This is a genomic window from Bacillota bacterium (assembly GCA_013178125.1).
Lineage (GTDB): Bacteria > Bacillota > SHA-98 > Ch115 > JABLXJ01 > JABLXL01.
The window spans coordinates 48,480-64,894 of sequence record JABLXJ010000005.1; the positions used below are offsets into that span (position 1 = coordinate 48,480).

Here is a 16,415-nt window from a genome sequence, read left to right on the forward strand (position 1 = left end):
CGGTCACCGGAACTCATCCTGCGCGAAGGCCCTGTATAAAGGCCTCGTATTCCCCGGCGGTCATCAGTGAATCTATCTCGCCAGGGTCGGACATCTCCAGCACGCAGATCCACCCCTCCCCATACGGGTCATCGTTGATATATTCAGGGTGACCCTCGAGCGCGCTATTCACCTCCACCACAGTCCCGCTAACTGGCGCGTATATCACATCCGCCGTCTTCATGGAATCAATATCCGCAAGCTCCCCGCCTAACTCAACGGCCTTGCCAATCTCGGGGAGGTCGATGCCGACCACCGCCCCGAGCTGGTCCTGCGCATACTGGGTGATCCCAACCGTCGCGCGCCCACCATCAACTCTCACCCATTCATGCTTTTTGCTGTACCTTAAATCCTCTGGATAATACATAATCCCAGCCCCCATCGCATATCGCTTTATTCCATTTATTCTATTATTACATCGCTATAATTGCTTTGCTACAGTCACGATCTCAGCGCCGCCTGACCCTGGACGGGACGAATGGAACCCTCGTTATCTCGGCCCTCACTTCCCTGCCCCTTATGACGACGCTGAGTTCATCTCCGTCGTCGCCATCGCCATAACCACCGCTACAGCCGGAGCCCCAGCTACAGCCATCGCTATCACTCCCGCCGTGCCTGCGACGTCCAAACCCGAGATATCCCAGGCCGATCCCCACGCCCAGGGTCGGCGAGAGAGTTCCGCTCGTCACAATCCCGGCCGGGAGACCCTCCCTCCTGAGCTCGCAGCCGGGTCGCGGCACCCCTCTCTCCTTTAGCTTGAACCCCTTAAGTCTCCGCGATATCGGCTTCCTATAAGCCTCCACCAGCGCTCCCCGCCCGATGAAATCCCCTTTATCCAGCTTCACCACCCACCCAAGCCCTGCCTCGAAGGGGTTAATCTCCTCGGTGAGTTCGTGGCCGTAAAGGGGGTACCCCGCCTCGACCCTCAGCGTATCGCGCGCGCCGAGGCCGCACGGGATGATCCCGAAATCGCGCCCAGCATCCAGTATTGCACCCCACAACCTGGTTGCCTGGCCCCGGCCTGGGTCGAAATATATCTCAAATCCATCCTCGCCTGTATACCCCGTCCTGGATACCAGCGAATCCACGCCGGCAACCTCGCCACAGGCACACCAGTAATACCGGAGCTTCCCAAGCTCGAGGCCTGTCAGGCGCTGCAACACCTCCTGCGACTTGGGGCCCTGGATGGCGAGGAGCGCCGTATCACTGGAACGGTCCCTTACCTCTGTGCCGCTCCCTGCGTAGCTACCTGCGCCACCGCTTGTGCCGCCTCTGCCGCCTGCGCCGCCTGCGCCGCCCACAAGACCCCCTCCCGGCCCGTACCCCGGGCTGGACCCTGTAATCACTTTCGAGCTTTCCCTAGGCTCCCAGCCAGCGCTCATGTCGCCCAAGTCACTTCCAGAGCTGCCTGCAGCATCTGGCAGGTTTGATATGCCCCAACCACGGTTAAACCACTTGTCATGGATCCATTCATAATCCTTCGTCGTATTTGCCGCGTTGACGACCAGAAGATAGCTGTCGTTCCCTCCGGCGCTGCCACAATAGTCACTGCCACCACGGTTACTGTCACCATGATCATTGTCGCCACGATCACTACGGCCCAAGCCGGCGCCGGGAAGCCTGTAAACGACGATATCATCCAGGATTCCGCCGTCCTCGCGACAGATCAGCGAATACTGGGCCTGGCCGGGCTCAAGCCGGCTTGCATCGTTAGTTGTTACAAGCTGGATAACCTCCAGAGCCCGGCGCCCCTCTACCTCTATCTCCCCCATATGCGAAAGGTCAAAAAGCCCGCAGGCCCCCCGGACGCGCCTGTGCTCCTCCAATATGTCGCCGTAGTGAAGCGGCATCTCCCAGCCCGCGAATTCGATCATCTTCGCGCCCGCTTCGATGTGTGATTCATAAAACGGAGTCCTCAGCGCCACAAGCACCATCTCCAAACCAATGTATTCCCTATTTCCTGCCTGATAACCCAATCAGCCCAATTCTCAGCCCAATTCATAGTATTCCCAATCATTGTTATGGGGTGAGAAGACATATAACCGAAACGCGCAAGCTAAGCTGAGCTAAAACAGGCCAAAAACAAAGGACAGCAGGAAACCGCTATATAGAGCCCGTTTCCTCTGTCCTGACCGCCTGAAAGATCTTCATCCCCGTCGGCGTCCCCCGGCGCGGTTCATACCAGTTCATACCGGTCCATGCTCAACAACATCGCACAAACCAACACCAAGGAATCTCTCCAGAGCGCCGTCCATCCAAGGTGCACTTGCCTGAGAGTTTCGATGTAGGAGGGCACCCCACACCTTACTCCTTCGGCGCCTTCGTGACCATAATAGAATGGCCCGGAGGTCTCTCCCTCGGATTTCATCCGGCCTTTATTTATTTCAGAATGTTTATCCTAGAACGCTATTTACTTCAAACCGCCCTTATGCAACCCTCCCCGGTTAATCTTAATACATAATATGCCATATCTTATCCTTCGTCCTCTCTATTTTTCATTCTCCATCTCATCGCATACTCCTGCTGAGATACCCAACGCATTAATGATTCCATATCCCGCATAAGCCCAGAGACAGAAATGTCACTAATTAAGAGTCTCCCTACCATGACGCAGCGAGACTGACTAATAACCTAGCCCAAACCCGAGCCCGGCCAGTCTTCCGATCACAGCCTCCCGCGAGTCCCATCAGATCAGGGTGTTGAGCCTCATAATCTAAGCCTGTTAGGCCGCCATCAGGTCTATCAGGTCGCTATAGCATAGCATCGCTATAGACCAGTCAAGTCGAAATCCGGCACAAAGTCCTCTCGCGCCGACGATTCCTCCTGCATATAACCGTTCTCAAGCCCGATTGAAACGAAATGGTCCAACACGTCGTCATATTCCTCCCTCGTCAGCCGCCTGTTGAGCTCAGGGTGACTCTTGGCCCTAAACATGGGCGTGTATTGCGACATAACGCTCACGTAAACCTCCAGCGGGAGATTGGCCCGTATCCAGTCGAGCACCCTCCTGGAATCTCCCACTTGGCCCGGCAGCACGAGATGACGCACAATAAGCCCCCGGGTAACAAGGCCGTGTTCATCAAATTGCGGCGGTCCCACCTGCCTCAGCATCTCCAGGATGGCCTGGGTTGCGAATTCGAAATAGCGCGGGGCTGCCGAATATCTAACCGCGAGTTCGTCGCTGGCATACTTGAGGTCGGGAAGGTATATGTCGACGAGTCCGTCGAGAAGGCGCAGGGCGTCCGGAAGCTCGTAAGCATTGGTGTTGTATACTACGGGAATTGTCAGGCCCCCGGCCCTGGCAGCCAGAAGAGCCTCTGTAATCTGGGGGATGAACGGCGTCGGCGAAACAAGGTTTATATTATGTGCCCCCCTCGCCTGGAGCCTCAGGAATATCCCGGCAAGCTCCCCGGCGGCGATCTCCTTGCCGAACCCGCCATGGCTTATGCGGTGGTTTTGACAGAATACACAGCGCATATTGCAGCGCGAAAAGAACACCGTCCCTGAGCCCCGCGTCCCGCTGACGCACGGCTCTTCCCAGTGATGCAACGCAGCCCGCGCAACCCTGGGCAAGATCCCGGCCCCGCAGAAGCCCATTTCCCCGGAGGCGCGATCGGCCCTGCAGCGCCTCGGGCACAAACGGCATTTAGAAAGTACACTGGACAGCATGCGACTGACGTTTCTCCTCTTTTTTAAAACCGTCTCCAGTTTCAGGCACACAAATGAACCATTAAATATATACTAATACTAGAACCTGAGGACCCGGACCCGGGAATCTGCCTAATCCACCTTGAGAATTTCCCCTGCTCATGACCTTGATACCCATATGATGGATATTATGGCGGCCCCGGGGATTGACTTAGAAAACCCGAAGGAGGCAAATCAGATGTTTGGGCTCCTCGAGCGCCTGCTCACCCCTATACTGAAGAAGCAGAAGAAAACCTGCATTCTGATCATCCGGCGCAGCAAATCCTGATTATAGGAATACCGAGCTGACACCTTAACCGAAGATCCTACCCAGGATTACAGCGATCACCAGGGCCGGGAGCATATTGCCCACCCTGACTTTTTTTAACTCTAGAAGGTTGATCCCTATGCCTATGATCATCAAACCCCCGGCCCCCGTCATCGCCGCGATGGCAGGGTCGCTGAGAAACGCCCGGGCGGACGCAGCCGCCAGGGTTATCGCGCCCTGGTAGACCAATATCACCAGGGCTGAAAAGCCCACGCCAATCCCGAGCGTCGAGCTGAAAGCGATAGATGAGAAACCATCCATTATGGCTTTTGTCAAGAGAATCTGGTAGTTGCCGCGCAACCCATCCTCGATGGCCCCAACGATGGTCATCGGCCCCACGCAAAAGAGGATGCTAGCCATGACAAAGGCTTTTGTAAAGTTCCCCCCACCGTCACCGCCTGCAAATCTGCGTTCGAGTTGCCTGCCGAGGGCGTCGAGCCTCGCTTCGATATCCAAGGCCTCCCCGATCATCGCGCCAAAAACCACGCTAAAGAGGACGACCAACAGATTTTTACTTTCCTGCGCCATGTTGAAACCCAAAAAAAGTGTAAATAGGCCAACCCCTTGCATTACAATGGTTCCGATGCGTGCAGGCATCCGGCCCTTCAGTGTCATACCAATGACCGTCCCAGCGATAACCGTCCCAAAATTAATAAGCGTCCCCGTCACGTTCCTCTTCCCCTCCGCGCACCCTCACCGTATAAGATAGCTATATATCGCCCGTGTGCCCGTATTGCTCATATTACCCGGCCGGTGAGCCTGTGAACCGGGCAAATACGAAATCAAATACCATGATCATGCAGCGCACGTTAGCCAAATTATAACCGATGCGGATGCTTCCTACAAGTGCAAAGTGCTTAGTGCTTCCCTGCGCAGAGTGCTTCCCACAAGGGTAAAAAAAGCCCCCCTGCCGTAATATGAGGGAGAGGGATATGAGGGTGGCAAGGGGGTATAAGCTTGGCTATGTCAGCTATATTGGTATGTCAGCTATATTGACTTATGTTAACTTTGCTATCTCACTTATTCCAGTTATTATCGGCTATATCGGTGGTGTCAGCTTTGGCATGCCGGTGCCAGCGCTAGCACCAGCATCGGCACCAGCGCCAGCATCAATACCAGCATCAGCATCATCCGGCTTAGAAGACCATCAGGTACTGATCGATCTCCCAACTATGGATCTGAGTGCGATATATATCCCATTCGATCTGCTTGGCCTCGATGAAACGCTTGAAGATATGGCTCCCGAGCGCCTCCTGCATCACTTCATCGCGCTTGAGCTCCTCCACCGCCTCAGCAAGGCTGCCGGGCAGGCTCTCTATACCGAGCTCAACACGCTCCTCCGGCGTCAACGCGTAGATGTTCTTATTCACCGGCTCGGGCGGCATTATCTTGTTCTTGATCCCATCAAGGCCCGACTTGAGCATGACAGCCAGCGCCAGATACGGGTTGCATGAAGGATCGGGGTTCCGGAGCTCTACACGCGTTTGTTTCCCGCGGGCCGCGGGCACCCTCACGAGCGGGCTCCTGTTGCGCTCCGACCAAGCGATATATACCGGCGCCTCGTAGCCGGGCACAAGCCGCTTATAGGAGTTCACGATTGGATTCGTGATCGCTGTAAAGGCGCGGGCGTGCTTCATCAAGCCGCCGATGTAATAAAGCGCCGTCTCGCTCAGCTGGTATTTTGCATTGGGGTCGTAGAAGGCGTTCTCCTCGCCCCTGAAGAGGGACTGGTGGGTGTGCATCCCGGACCCATTTATCCCGAAAACGGGCTTGGGCATAAAGGTAGCATGAAGGCCGTGCTTCAGGGCCACGGTCCGGACCACGAAGCGGAATGTCGCGATATTATCCGCGGTGCTGAGCCCATCCGCATATCGAAAATCGATCTCATGCTGGGCAGGCGCTACCTCATGGTGGGATGCCTCTATCTCGAAACCCATCTGCTGCAGCGTCAGCACCATATCCTTGCGGCAATCCTCGCCCATGTCCACCGGCGCCAGATCAAAGTAGCCCGCCTGGTCCCCGGATTCAGTGGTCGGCTTGGAGCCGTTCTTCTTATCAAAAAGGAAGAACTCCGGCTCCGGGCCGGCCATCATGGTGAACCCCATAGCCCCGGCCTCTTCGAGAACTCTCTTCAGCGCGCCCCTCGGGCACCCATCAAACGGCGTCCCGTCCGGGTTATAAATATCGCACATAAGGCGGGCTATCGTACCATTCCCAATGCTCCAGGGGAATACCGTAAAGGTCGATGGATCGGGCCGCAGGTACATATCTGATTCCTCTATCCGCACAAAGCCCTCTATTGAGGAGCCATCAAACATGAGCTTGCCATCGAGCGCATCCTCGAGCTGCTCGACGGGGATCGCGACGTTCTTTATAATCCCCAGAATATCGGTAAACTGCAGGTGAATAAACTTCACGTCCAGCTCTTTAGCCTTCCGCAGTACATCTTCCTTCGTAAGGTTCTCCATGTGCCTCTCTCCCTTTTCTCCAACTCTAACTCTTAATCTAATCCTTAATCTAATCCTTTCGAACCTTATCCAGCGTCCTCTCGAGCTCCGCCCTATCCGACACAGGGTAAAGGGACTTAAGCCTTGTGTAAGCCTCGGCACCACCTGGCACTCGCATCCCCGCTCCACGCGTTCTGTCGCGAGCCGCAGCAGCGTCACCGCCTCTATCGCGCCTCGAGAGTTCCTCTTTGATCTCATTTACCCGCATGCCGCGGTTTATGAAATTCTTGACCAGCTTGAGCCGCTCAACGTCCCTCGCCGAATACAGGCGCTTGCCCCCAGGCGTTCGCTCGGGGGTTACAAGCCCCATCTTGTCGTAATAGCGAATCTGACGTTCCGTCAAATCTACGAGATCCTTCACAACGCCTATTGGATAAACGGGAGTACTCGTCGGCGTGCCCACCCAGAAACACCTCCTCTCGCGCAGGATTTGCGCAGGATCCACGTTTTGCATGCTTAATCCATATTTTGCATGCCTCGCGAAGTGTAATATTTCCTTACATTGCGTTGCCTGCTGCCATTATATCCTGCTCGAGATCGGGTGTCAAGAAATATGTCAGGAAACCTGACACGCCATATTGATTCACCAACTACTGCCGCCTACTCCCCGAGGCACTCACCGGCCCCATCACCATTATACGAGTCATCCCTGGACCCCGCGTGGTAAAGCCCAGCAAAAGGCCTCAAAGATTTGGGAGAGAGCTTCAGGAAATTCTCATGCATTATCTCGTCAACATCATAACCAAATAACTCCGCAAACTCGCCCACCGCATCCGCTATGAGGCGCATATCATCCTCCGCCGGCTGGGAAATCTTGACCGCGGCCCCCAGCTGGTAAGGGTCCACCCTGCCCCGGATGAAAATCTCTCCACCGTGCATTCCCGTCCCGATGAAATTCGCCTTGTGATATTCCCCGGGGCCGAGGTTGAGCCCGAGCAGGATCGCCGTGCCCCCAGCCATATACTCGCCAAAAAAGTCATGCGCCGTCCCGCCGACAACGAGAAGCGGTCTCTTCTCGCCACACTCCTTCATGTGAATGGCACTTCTAGAGCCGACATTACCTCTGATGAAAATCTTGCCGCCCCTCATAGACATAGCCGCAATATCTCCCGCATTCCCATAGACAACGATCTTCCCGCTATTCATGGTGTTCCCAACGCCGTCCTGGGCATTCCCGTACACATATATCACTGGCCCGTCCATGAACGCCCCCAGGTCGTTGCCGGGGGTTCCATACAGCATGACCTCGATCTCGCCCCTGAGGCCGGTCCCGATGTACCTCTGTCCCAGGACGTTCGTGACCGAGATCCTGGATACGCCCCTCCTGGCGGTGAGAGCCCTCAGGGTCCGGTTCAGCTCACGGTATGACCTGCCCAGTGCATCAAGGGTAATACACCCCGCTCCTGGCGCCACTCCCGCCACCCCTGGTCTTGCCCCTGGTCCCGGCCCTTCTCCGTCCAGCATTTCCCTTACCCTTACCTTTAAAGCCTCTAAAACCTCAACTTGAACGCTCATCTACTGGCCAGCCCCCTTCACACCCAAGACTTCCAGTTCCCATTCCTGAAGGCCTATGCCTCGCAGGTGCAGCCTGTTCCCCCGCAAACTCTCAATGGAGTTTATCCCCATGCCACCCAGCATCTCCTTTATCTCCAGCGTCCAGGCGCGCACCAGGTTTACGAGCCGCCGGGTCGCTATATCGGGGTTGAGACGCTTGGCGATGTAAGGGTCCTGGGCTGTAATGCCCCACGCGCACTTGCCTGTGTTGCACTGCTGGCAGAGCGTGCAACCCATCGCCACCAGCGCGGCGGTCCCGATGTAGACCGCATCTGCGCCGAGGGCTATAGCCTTGATTATATCGGCGCTATTCCTGAACCCGCCCGCGACAAGGATCGATGCCCTGTTGCGTATCCCCTCCCTGCGCAGCCGCTCGTCAATGGCGGCGAGCGCAAGCTCTGTGGGGATTCCAACGTTGTCCCTGATGACCCTGGGCGCGGCCCCGGTGCCGCCCCGGAACCCATCAACCGCTATGATGTCGGCGCCCGCGCGCACCATCCCCGAAGCGATGGCTGCCGCATTGTGCACCGCCGCTATCTTGACCGAGATGGGCTTCTCATAGTTAGTCGCCTCCTTGAGGGCGTAAATGAGCATCGACAGGTCCTCAATGGAATAGATATCGTGCTGGGGCGCGGGCGAGAGCGCATCCGTGCCCTCCGGGATCATGCGCGTCGCCGCTACCGCGGCCGTCACCTTCTCGCCAGGGAGGTGACCGCCTATCCCGGGCTTTGCCCCCTGGCCTATCTTGATCTCCACGATCGCCGCCTGATTCAAGTAATCCGGGTCGACGCCGAACCTCCCCGACGCGCACTGGACGATGACGTTTCGCCCGAATCTACGAAAATCCATGGGCCACCCGCCCTCGCCCGTATTGCACAGGGTTCCAAGCTCCTGGGCGGCCTGCATGAAAGCCAGCTGCGCCTGGTAGCTTATGGCCCCATATGACATGGCACTGAAGATGATAGGCGTCTCTATCATCACCTGGGGGGGCATATCGGTTATGAGCCGCCCATCCTTGAACACCAGCCCATCAGGCTTGCGCCCGAGGAATGTCCGGAGCTCCATAGGCTCCCTCAGCGGGTCGATCGACGGGTTTGTGACCTGACTCGCATTCAGGAGCAGGTGGTCCCAGTATACGCGGTGCGGCTTATCATTCCCCATCCCGGTGATGGTGACGGCTCCGGTCTCGGCCTTTCGCTTGACATCCAGGAGCATCTCCTCGGACCAATTGGCGTTTGGCCGGAATTCATGGGGGTGCTGGCGTATGACAAGCGCCCCCGTTGGGCAAAGCGTCGCGCACCGCTGGCACCCTACGCACGCGCTCTCATTTGAGCGAATCTCATCATCCTCGTCGTCATAGGCGTGAACGCCGAAGCTGCACTGGCGGACGCAAACCTTGCACCTGATGCACTTATCATCATCTCTATACACCGCGAACTGCGGCAAAAGATAGCTCTTCATAAAAATCCCCCCGAAAATCCCACCGGAGTCCCATCAGAAATCCACCCCAAAAATCCAGCAAAACCCAAAAGCAGAAACACACCGGAAAAATCCCCGAGACCCCGTCACGGAATCAGCTTGCGGCGGCCCTCGACTCGGATCCGGTTATCACCCGTCCACCCAGGCGGCCTATGATCGGCTCGCCGCCCTTCACGGTCCACGTCTCATCGAGCTCCGGGCAGACCACCCGGATGGGCGCCTCCTCGGATGAGAGGTACAACATGTCATCCTTGATGCCGGCCACCAGTGGGCGGAGCTGTATCCTGTCCCTGAGGCCGATCATTTCGCCCTGACGGGCGATGATTATCGTAAATGGCCCGTTCATGAGGAGGGCCGGGTATGTGAGGCGCAGGGCCGTATGAAGCCGCCGCTCGGGCCCGGGCATCCTGTCAATGGCTGTCCATAGAGGGGGGGCCAGGACCTTTGCCACGATATCCATGGGCAGGCGGTGCCGCCTCGCCAGGAGATCGACGGCGTAGGCGATCACCTCTGTGTCAGTATGCATACAGCAGTAATACCCGTGCATCTCGAGAAAGGCCCGATTTGTGCCGTATGACGAGATCTCGCCATTGTGGACCACGCTCCAGTCCAGGAGCGAAAATGGGTGAGCCCCGCCCCACCAGGCCTGCGTATTTGTGGGGAACCTCCCGTGGGCCGTCCACAAATAGCCGGAATACTCCTCCAGGCAAAAGAAATTCCCTATATCCTCCGGGTAGCCCACGCCCTTGAAAACCCCCATGTTCTTACCGCTCGAGAAGACGTATGCGTCAGCGATCTGTGTATCGATGGTCATTACCTGCTTTACAACGTAATCATCAGCAACATCTTCCTCGATATTCTTGATATCCTTCCTGGCATCTTCCCTGATCATGTCCTTCAGGACATTCTCGGGGACCCTGACGAAGTATCTCCAAAGAATAGGCGCAGTCCCTGCAGTATACGCACCTCCTACCCTCGAGCTCGCCGGATCCCTATGCGGCATCTCCTCATCATGAACAAGATCAAATGCCGTGCGTATGAAGGCCTCAGTCTGTTCCTTGCCCGCCATGCTCTCATACATGACATGAAGCGCATAGCAATCCTCGTATTCAGGGTAGATGCCGTATGCGGCGAAGCCGCCCCCCAGGCCATTGCCGCGGTCGTGCATATTAGCCATGGCAAGTATGACATCCCGGCCCGAGAACTTCCTCCCCCTGGTGCTCATCATGCCGAACAAACCACAGTTGGAGATCACCTTGTCGTCGTTGAAAGGATTGGTGATTCTATCAAGCCCTTTCATACCCGCACCTCGCTTCCGTCACGGCTGCCAGCTCTCTTCAAGTCCGGGCAGCTCCCATCCCCAGGGTTAGCCTGGAAACTACCATAGCCCCGGCCGTTCTTGCAGCCCTTAACGCTACCCGACGGGGACTTCCATAGGGGCTTTCGCAGGAGCTCATCGCGCACCTCCGCCGGTAACGCCATGAGGTTCGCCTCGCTGAAGAGCTCGCCCTTGAATGAAGCTATATTTATTCCCCGCAGGATGCACTCGACGATGATCCCGGCCCGGTCGATGGCCCGGCCCGCCATGACCAGTCCTATGGGCACGCCGTCCTTCAAAACGATCTTTTTATAAGACGCTGCTACCACCCTACAAAGCACCCTACGAAGCCCTTCCTTATCTTCCACATCGCCGGCATTTTCCACGTCTCCCATATGATCCCCTTCAGGTGCCCCGCTCGCCCCGCTGAATTCCTGGAGCACCTCATAGCCTCCCGTCTCGGAGCCGCAGGCTATCCCCCCACCATTCGATGAAGCAGCGCCCGGCTCCGTGCTCACGCCCGTGCCGGCATTCCAGGTTGCTGGTGCCGGCGATGATGGTGCCGACGACGGTGCCAGCTTTGATGCCGCTGCCGAGGGTGCTACCGCAGGAGCTATTGCGGATGCCACCGCGGGTGGGTCGAAGATGCCCGCCGAGACGATCGAGAACCCAAAGAAATGGGCCGCATTCATGGCAAACCCCGACATGGTCACATCCTCGCGCCCGGCCATGTTAAACCCCGCAGTCCGCCCCTGCAAATATGCGTTTGGCCATATGGGGATCGGCCGGCGCCCGCCGAGGAGGAGGTCGGGGCCCTCGGCCACGTCGCCCGCGGCGAAGATGCCCGGAATGCTGGTCTCCATGCGATGCTCAACAAGTATTCCCTTGTTTACTGCAAGCCCGGCATCCACTGCAAGCTCCTTGCGCGGGACCACGCCTGTAGCGATAACAACCAGATCGCATTCGAGCTCGAGCTCATGCCCAGCACCCGTCTGGCCAGCGCCCATCCGACCGGCACCTGCTCGGCTGGCCTCTACTCGGCTGATGTCTGCCTGGCCGGCTGCCGCCTTCTTGTATGTAATAATTACCGATCCTGCCCTCCGGCCGGACCTCTCCCCAAAAGCCTCCTCCGCACCGGTCCCCTCCCGGATTTCCCTGGCGGATGCGCCTTTGATGATCTCAACGCCATGGTCCTTGAAGACGGATTCCACCATGGCTGCCCCTGCCGCATCCAGGGCGGGGGCGAGAAGCCTATCCATGAGCTCGACCACGGTTACATGCGCGCCCAGTTTCACGAGGGCTTCCGCAGCCTGGAGGCCGATCAGCCCTCCGCCGATGACCACGGCCCTGGGTCTGGCAGGACCACCGATTTCAGCCCTTCGAGCCCGAGCTATAGCATCGAACTCCGACCTGATCTTTCGCGCGTCCTCGAGGGTGGTGAAGGTGAAGACGTTTTCAAAACCAGCATCAGCCCCGGGCACCGGAGGGATAAATGGTTTGCCTCCCGTGGCGATCAGCAGTCGGTCATAAGATACCAACCACCCGCTAGTATTTATACTCGACTCAAGGTGGGATCCCGCGCTGGAGCCCCCGGGGTCCTTAACCGGCAGGACCAGGAGCCTAGATGATTTCGGCTCTATCCTCTCAACACGGCAACCCAGGAACGCATCTACCTTCATCTTCTCGTAGAAGTCCGGCGACCTATAGAGAATCTCTTCCCCATTGCGCTCCCCTGTAAGACAAAGTGAAATCAACGGCCTCGAATAGGGAGGAGTCGCCTCCTCTGAGAAAACCGCAATGGTCCCCTCCGAATCCACCTTGCGAATGGCCTCGATGGCGCCTACAGCCGCCACGGAGTTCCCGATTATCGCATATTTGTAGTGGTGACATCTTCCCGGACCCACCTCCCCGCGCCTGGGCCCGGATAACCTCTCTTCCGGCTCCTTGATAGACGGAGAAGGCTCCTCGGCGACAACCAGGGCCTCGTTCGGGCAGTTCGCAACGCATGCCGGCATCTCCTCGCCAGGGCACAGGTCGCATTTCAGACTCAAGCCCCGGGCCGCGTCGCGGATGATCGCGCCGTAGGGGCAAGCCAGCACGCAGGTCCAGCACCCGATGCATTTCCCTTCATCTATCCGGATGGCGCCGTCAGAATCGATATGGGCGGCCCCGGTAACGCACGCATAAACGCATGCTGGCTCCTCGCAGTGGCGGCACTGGAAGCCAAATGACACGGGTCCGCGTTCCTCGACCTTGACGCGAGCTACAGCCCGGGGTTGCTCCCTCTTAAAGGCCTTGATGATATCCCTGCTCCTGGAATGCGCAACCACGCAGTAGACCTCACACAACCTGCATCCTATGCAAACCTCTTGCCTTGCAAAGACCTTCTTCATCGCGGGTCCTGCCCCCTAGAGAGTTATATAGTCGATGTAGAGAGTGAAATATGTTTACCAGAGCTATTCATAAATAACCAAGTCCAAAGTTCAATGAATGCGCTGCTTCACCGTTGCCGGCGCCCCGCATATGTTCTATGCCTGGTTTAGGTCTGAGTTTGGTTGTCTATGTTGTCTATCAAGCAGAGCAAGGGCGAAAGTGAAAGCAAAAGCGAAAGAGAAAGTAAAACAAAAACGCCCACTTCAACGAAGCACCATCGCTCCGGTGAAGTGGACGTCATTGCCCACATTTACCTGCCTGCCTGGCCATTGGCAGCAGGATCAAACCCATTTTACCTTCTTAATCTCTGGTTTATCTCCAATTATAGCACGTAAACCTGACATGTCAAGAAGAATTTCCATAGCTTGCGTCCTTCTGCGCGAGCAAAAAGGTCCAGCCATCCCCTCCCGCCACGTATATCCATGATATCTATGCCATACCACCCGCTACGTACCGCCTCATATTTGGAAAGGGACGCGCCGTCTGGTGCGTCCCTGATTGCTAATATTACGCCGAATACTCCAATATCGTACTGGATCACATGGAGAATAGCCTCCCATGCCGCGGCGCGCCGCCACAGAGAATGGAAGTACCTTTATAGATACTCAACAGGCACCTTGGGCGAAGAATTCCCGCGAGCCTCCTACCTCTCTCTTTCCCCCGGCCACCTCGAACCTCCCAGTCAGCCTTATGTCCTCGGAGGAGCTGCCCACTATGACTTCGAAGGCGCCCGGTTCCACGACGAGGTTCATGTCCCTATCATGGAATGCGAGCTGGTCCGTGGAGATCACGAAGGTGAGGGTTCTCTTGCCGCCCGGCTCGAGGCTTACCCTCTTGAACCCTTTCAGCTCCTTGACGGGCCTCGATATGCTGGCCACAACATCGCGCACATACACCTGGGCGACCTCATCGCCCTTGCGGTCCCCGGCGTTTCTTACATCAAATCTTATAGTGATCCTCCCGGCCGGCCCCACCTTATCCGGGCTTATCTCGAGATTTTCATATTCAAACCTGGTGTAGCTGAGGCCGTGCCCGAATGGGAAGAGTGGCTTCGCGCTCGTGAATACGTAGTCCCTCCAGGAGGAAGGCCTGCGGTTATAATAAACCGGAATCTGGCCGACTTCCCGCGGGAACGAAACCGGTAGCTTCCCGGCTGGATTATAGTCGCCGAAGAGCACATCAGCGATGGCGTTACCACCTTCCTCCCCAGGCAGCCACGCCTCGAGGATGGCTGGCACGTTCCCGGCGATCCACCCTATGGTGAGAGGCCTCCCGTTCACGAGAACCACCACCACGGGAGTCCCAGTCTCGTACACCGCCCTGACCAGGTCCTCCTGGACGCCCGGGAGCCCCAGCTCCGCCCGGTCACGCCCCTCGCCGCACGTATCCGAATCCGACAGGCCGGACCTCCCGCCGACCACAACCACGGCCACATCCGATTCCCTGGCAGCTCGCACCGCCTCCTCGAATCCCGCGGTCGAGGTCCCCGCGATATCGCAACCCATGGCATAGCGAACCACGGTACCCGGGGAGACCTTATTCCTTATACCCTCGAGCACGCTCACGACCCGCACCGAATCCTCATCACGGGACAGGTGCGCCGTGTAGCTGTAATCCCCGAGGAGGTTCCGGGTGCTGGCGGCGCTGGGCCCTATAACTGCGATGGACTTTATGTCCTTGGCGAGCGGCAGGAGGCCGCCCCCGTTCTTGCCGCCATCGTTCTCGCTGCCCTTGTTCTCGCAGCCATCGCTCTCGCAACCCTCGCTCTCGCAACCATCATTCTTCAAGAGAACGATGGATTCGCGGGCCGCCCTGAGCGCCACCTGCCGGTGTTCCACGGTATCAAAGACGCTGGCGGCCTTGTCCGGGTCGACGTACCGGTTCTCGAAAAGCCCCAGCATGAATTTGGTCCTCAGGTGCCTCCTGACGGCCTCATCGATGGTCGCCTCTGATACCAGCCCCTTCTTCACCGCCTCGAGCAAGGGTTCCCCATAATAGTCGGCCTCCGGTAGCTCTACATCGATCCCGGCTTCGATGGCCATCTTCGCGGCTTCCATCTTGGTCGAAGCAACGTAATGGTGGGTTTGAAGCCTCTTTATAGCCCAATAGTCGGAAACGACGACGCCCCTGAAGCCCCATTCCTCTCTGAGAATATCAGTAAGGAGCTCCCTGGAGGCGACGCACGGTATTCCATCGATATCGTGGTATGCGTTCATCACCGACCCAGCATTTGTCTTCTTCACCGCCGCCTCGAATGGAAAGAGGAAGGTGTCCCTCAGCTCCCTCGGTGAGACGTGCACAGGGGCGCAGTTTCGTCCGCCCTCGGAAAAGCCGTGGGCCGCGAAGTGCTTGAGGGTCACGACCACGCCGGCTTCAGGCCTATCGCCCTGAAGGCCTTTCACATATGCCACACCTAACTGCGAGACGAGGTATGGGTCCTCCCCGAAGGTCTCCTCGACCCTTCCCCATCTCGGGTCCCTGACCACGTCGAGGACGGGCGCGAGGCCGTGGTGGGCGCCGGTCGCCCTCATCTGCCCTCTTATGATGGTAGTAATTTCCTGGACAAGCTCCGGGTCCCACGTGCTGGCCATCCCTATAGCCTGTGGGAAAACGGTGGCAGACGTCGCCATATAGCCGCTCAGGCATTCCTCGTGCACGATCGCCGGTATCCCCAGGCGCGTATTCTCGACCAGGAACCTCTGGATCGCGTTTGCGAGCTCCGCTGCTTCCTTTGGGCATAGCGGGCTCCCGCCGGCGACGCGGGTTATCTGGCCAATCCCGTTCTTAAGGAGCTCGCTGGCCTTCTCAGGGGAAAACCCCCCATCCACGAGGAGGGATCGAGCCCATATCGAGCCCAGCTGGGCGATTTTCTCCTCGAGCGTCATGCGGGACAACAAATCCTCGACGCGCGCTTCTATGGGGCGAGTGGAATCCAGGTATACCGGTGGGGCCGGGACCGCTACGATATCCCCCTTGCGGATGGCGTTCAATAGATACCCGCCCTTATCCCCCGCCGCCAGGAGCTGGTGCAGGGTATCCACCTCCATGAATACGCCGAGGCCCATAGGGG

13 protein-coding genes and 1 riboswitch are annotated in these 16,415 nt (G+C 57.7%); of the genes, 1 reads left to right on the forward strand and 12 read right to left on the reverse strand.

What is annotated here, in order from left to right; genetic code table 11:
- Nucleotides 1–13 precede the first annotated feature (13 nt).
- The 3 genes from gcvH to HPY71_05755 form a co-directional block, all read right to left on the reverse strand.
- On the reverse strand, nt 14–406 hold the full coding sequence (gene gcvH, locus HPY71_05745; protein ID NPV53008.1) for a glycine cleavage system protein GcvH: 393 nt from the start codon (nt 404–406) through the stop codon (nt 14–16).
- An 82-nt stretch (nt 407–488) separates the two neighbouring features.
- Entirely contained in the window at nt 489–1,979 is a 1,491-nt protein-coding gene (locus HPY71_05750) for a glycine cleavage system protein T (protein NPV53009.1), read from the reverse strand.
- A 308-nt stretch (nt 1,980–2,287) separates the two neighbouring features.
- Nucleotides 2,288–2,407, reverse strand: a riboswitch (glycine riboswitch).
- A gap of 398 nt (nt 2,408–2,805) precedes the next feature.
- Nucleotides 2,806–3,708 (reverse strand): radical SAM protein, encoded by a 903-nt coding sequence (locus tag HPY71_05755; protein NPV53010.1) that lies wholly within the window; start codon nt 3,706–3,708, stop codon nt 2,806–2,808.
- A 157-nt stretch (nt 3,709–3,865) separates the two neighbouring features.
- Between HPY71_05755 and HPY71_05760 the strand changes: the two genes are divergently transcribed.
- A complete protein-coding gene (locus HPY71_05760; protein NPV53011.1) occupies nt 3,866–4,015 on the forward strand; it encodes a hypothetical protein in 150 nt (49 codons plus the stop codon).
- Between the two features lie 24 nt (nt 4,016–4,039).
- On the opposite strand, the gene HPY71_05765 is transcribed toward HPY71_05760, so the two are convergent.
- From HPY71_05765 to HPY71_05805, 9 genes are all read right to left on the reverse strand, one after another.
- Entirely contained in the window at nt 4,040–4,723 is a 684-nt protein-coding gene (locus HPY71_05765; GenBank protein NPV53012.1) for a DUF554 domain-containing protein, read from the reverse strand.
- Between the two features lie 467 nt (nt 4,724–5,190).
- Nucleotides 5,191–6,522: a type I glutamate--ammonia ligase gene (gene glnA / locus HPY71_05770; GenBank protein ID NPV53013.1), complete on the reverse strand. Its 1,332-nt coding sequence runs from the start codon at nt 6,520–6,522 to the stop codon at nt 5,191–5,193.
- 49 nt (nt 6,523–6,571) lie between these two features.
- Entirely contained in the window at nt 6,572–7,015 is a 444-nt protein-coding gene (locus tag HPY71_05775; GenBank protein NPV53014.1) for a MerR family transcriptional regulator, read from the reverse strand.
- A 146-nt stretch (nt 7,016–7,161) separates the two neighbouring features.
- Nucleotides 7,162–8,025, reverse strand: a complete 864-nt coding sequence (locus HPY71_05780; protein NPV53015.1) for a hypothetical protein — start codon at nt 8,023–8,025, stop codon at nt 7,162–7,164.
- Between the two features lie 51 nt (nt 8,026–8,076).
- Nucleotides 8,077–9,576, reverse strand: coding sequence for a 4Fe-4S dicluster domain-containing protein (locus tag HPY71_05785; GenBank protein NPV53016.1), 1,500 nt, complete (start codon nt 9,574–9,576; stop codon nt 8,077–8,079).
- Between the two features lie 112 nt (nt 9,577–9,688).
- Nucleotides 9,689–10,894, reverse strand: coding sequence for a glutamine amidotransferase family protein (locus tag HPY71_05790; GenBank protein ID NPV53017.1), 1,206 nt, complete (start codon nt 10,892–10,894; stop codon nt 9,689–9,691).
- Nucleotides 10,891–13,305 (reverse strand): FAD-dependent oxidoreductase, encoded by a 2,415-nt coding sequence (locus tag HPY71_05795; GenBank protein NPV53018.1) that lies wholly within the window; start codon nt 13,303–13,305, stop codon nt 10,891–10,893. Before HPY71_05795 ends, HPY71_05790 begins: the two co-directional genes overlap by 4 nt.
- Before the next feature lie 362 nt (nt 13,306–13,667).
- A complete protein-coding gene (locus tag HPY71_05800) occupies nt 13,668–13,886 on the reverse strand; it encodes a hypothetical protein (GenBank protein NPV53019.1) in 219 nt (72 codons plus the stop codon).
- Between the two features lie 64 nt (nt 13,887–13,950).
- Nucleotides 13,951–16,392 carry a beta-glucosidase gene (locus HPY71_05805; protein ID NPV53020.1) on the reverse strand — a complete coding sequence of 814 codons (2,442 nt, stop codon included), beginning with the start codon at nt 16,390–16,392 and terminating at the stop codon, nt 13,951–13,953.
- Between the last annotated feature and the right edge of the window lie 23 nt (nt 16,393–16,415).

Excerpts from the sequence above, each read along its gene's own strand:
- gcvH (NPV53008.1), bottom strand. The coding sequence starts at position 406 with ATGTATTATCCAGAGGATTTAAGGTACAGCAAAAAGCATGAATGGGTG.
- HPY71_05755 (NPV53010.1), bottom strand. The coding sequence starts at position 3,708 with ATGCTGTCCAGTGTACTTTCTAAATGCCGTTTGTGCCCGAGGCGCTGC.
- HPY71_05760 (NPV53011.1), top strand. The coding sequence starts at position 3,866 with ATGATGGATATTATGGCGGCCCCGGGGATTGACTTAGAAAACCCGAAG.
- glnA (NPV53013.1), bottom strand. The coding sequence starts at position 6,522 with ATGGAGAACCTTACGAAGGAAGATGTACTGCGGAAGGCTAAAGAGCTG.
- HPY71_05775 (NPV53014.1), bottom strand. The coding sequence starts at position 7,015 with ATGCAAAACGTGGATCCTGCGCAAATCCTGCGCGAGAGGAGGTGTTTC.
- HPY71_05780 (NPV53015.1), bottom strand. The coding sequence starts at position 8,025 with ATGCTGGACGGAGAAGGGCCGGGACCAGGGGCAAGACCAGGGGTGGCG.
- HPY71_05785 (NPV53016.1), bottom strand. The coding sequence starts at position 9,576 with ATGAAGAGCTATCTTTTGCCGCAGTTCGCGGTGTATAGAGATGATGAT.
- HPY71_05790 (NPV53017.1), bottom strand. The coding sequence starts at position 10,894 with ATGAAAGGGCTTGATAGAATCACCAATCCTTTCAACGACGACAAGGTG.
- HPY71_05795 (NPV53018.1), bottom strand. The coding sequence starts at position 13,305 with ATGAAGAAGGTCTTTGCAAGGCAAGAGGTTTGCATAGGATGCAGGTTG.
- HPY71_05805 (NPV53020.1), bottom strand. The coding sequence starts at position 16,392 with ATGGAGGTGGATACCCTGCACCAGCTCCTGGCGGCGGGGGATAAGGGC.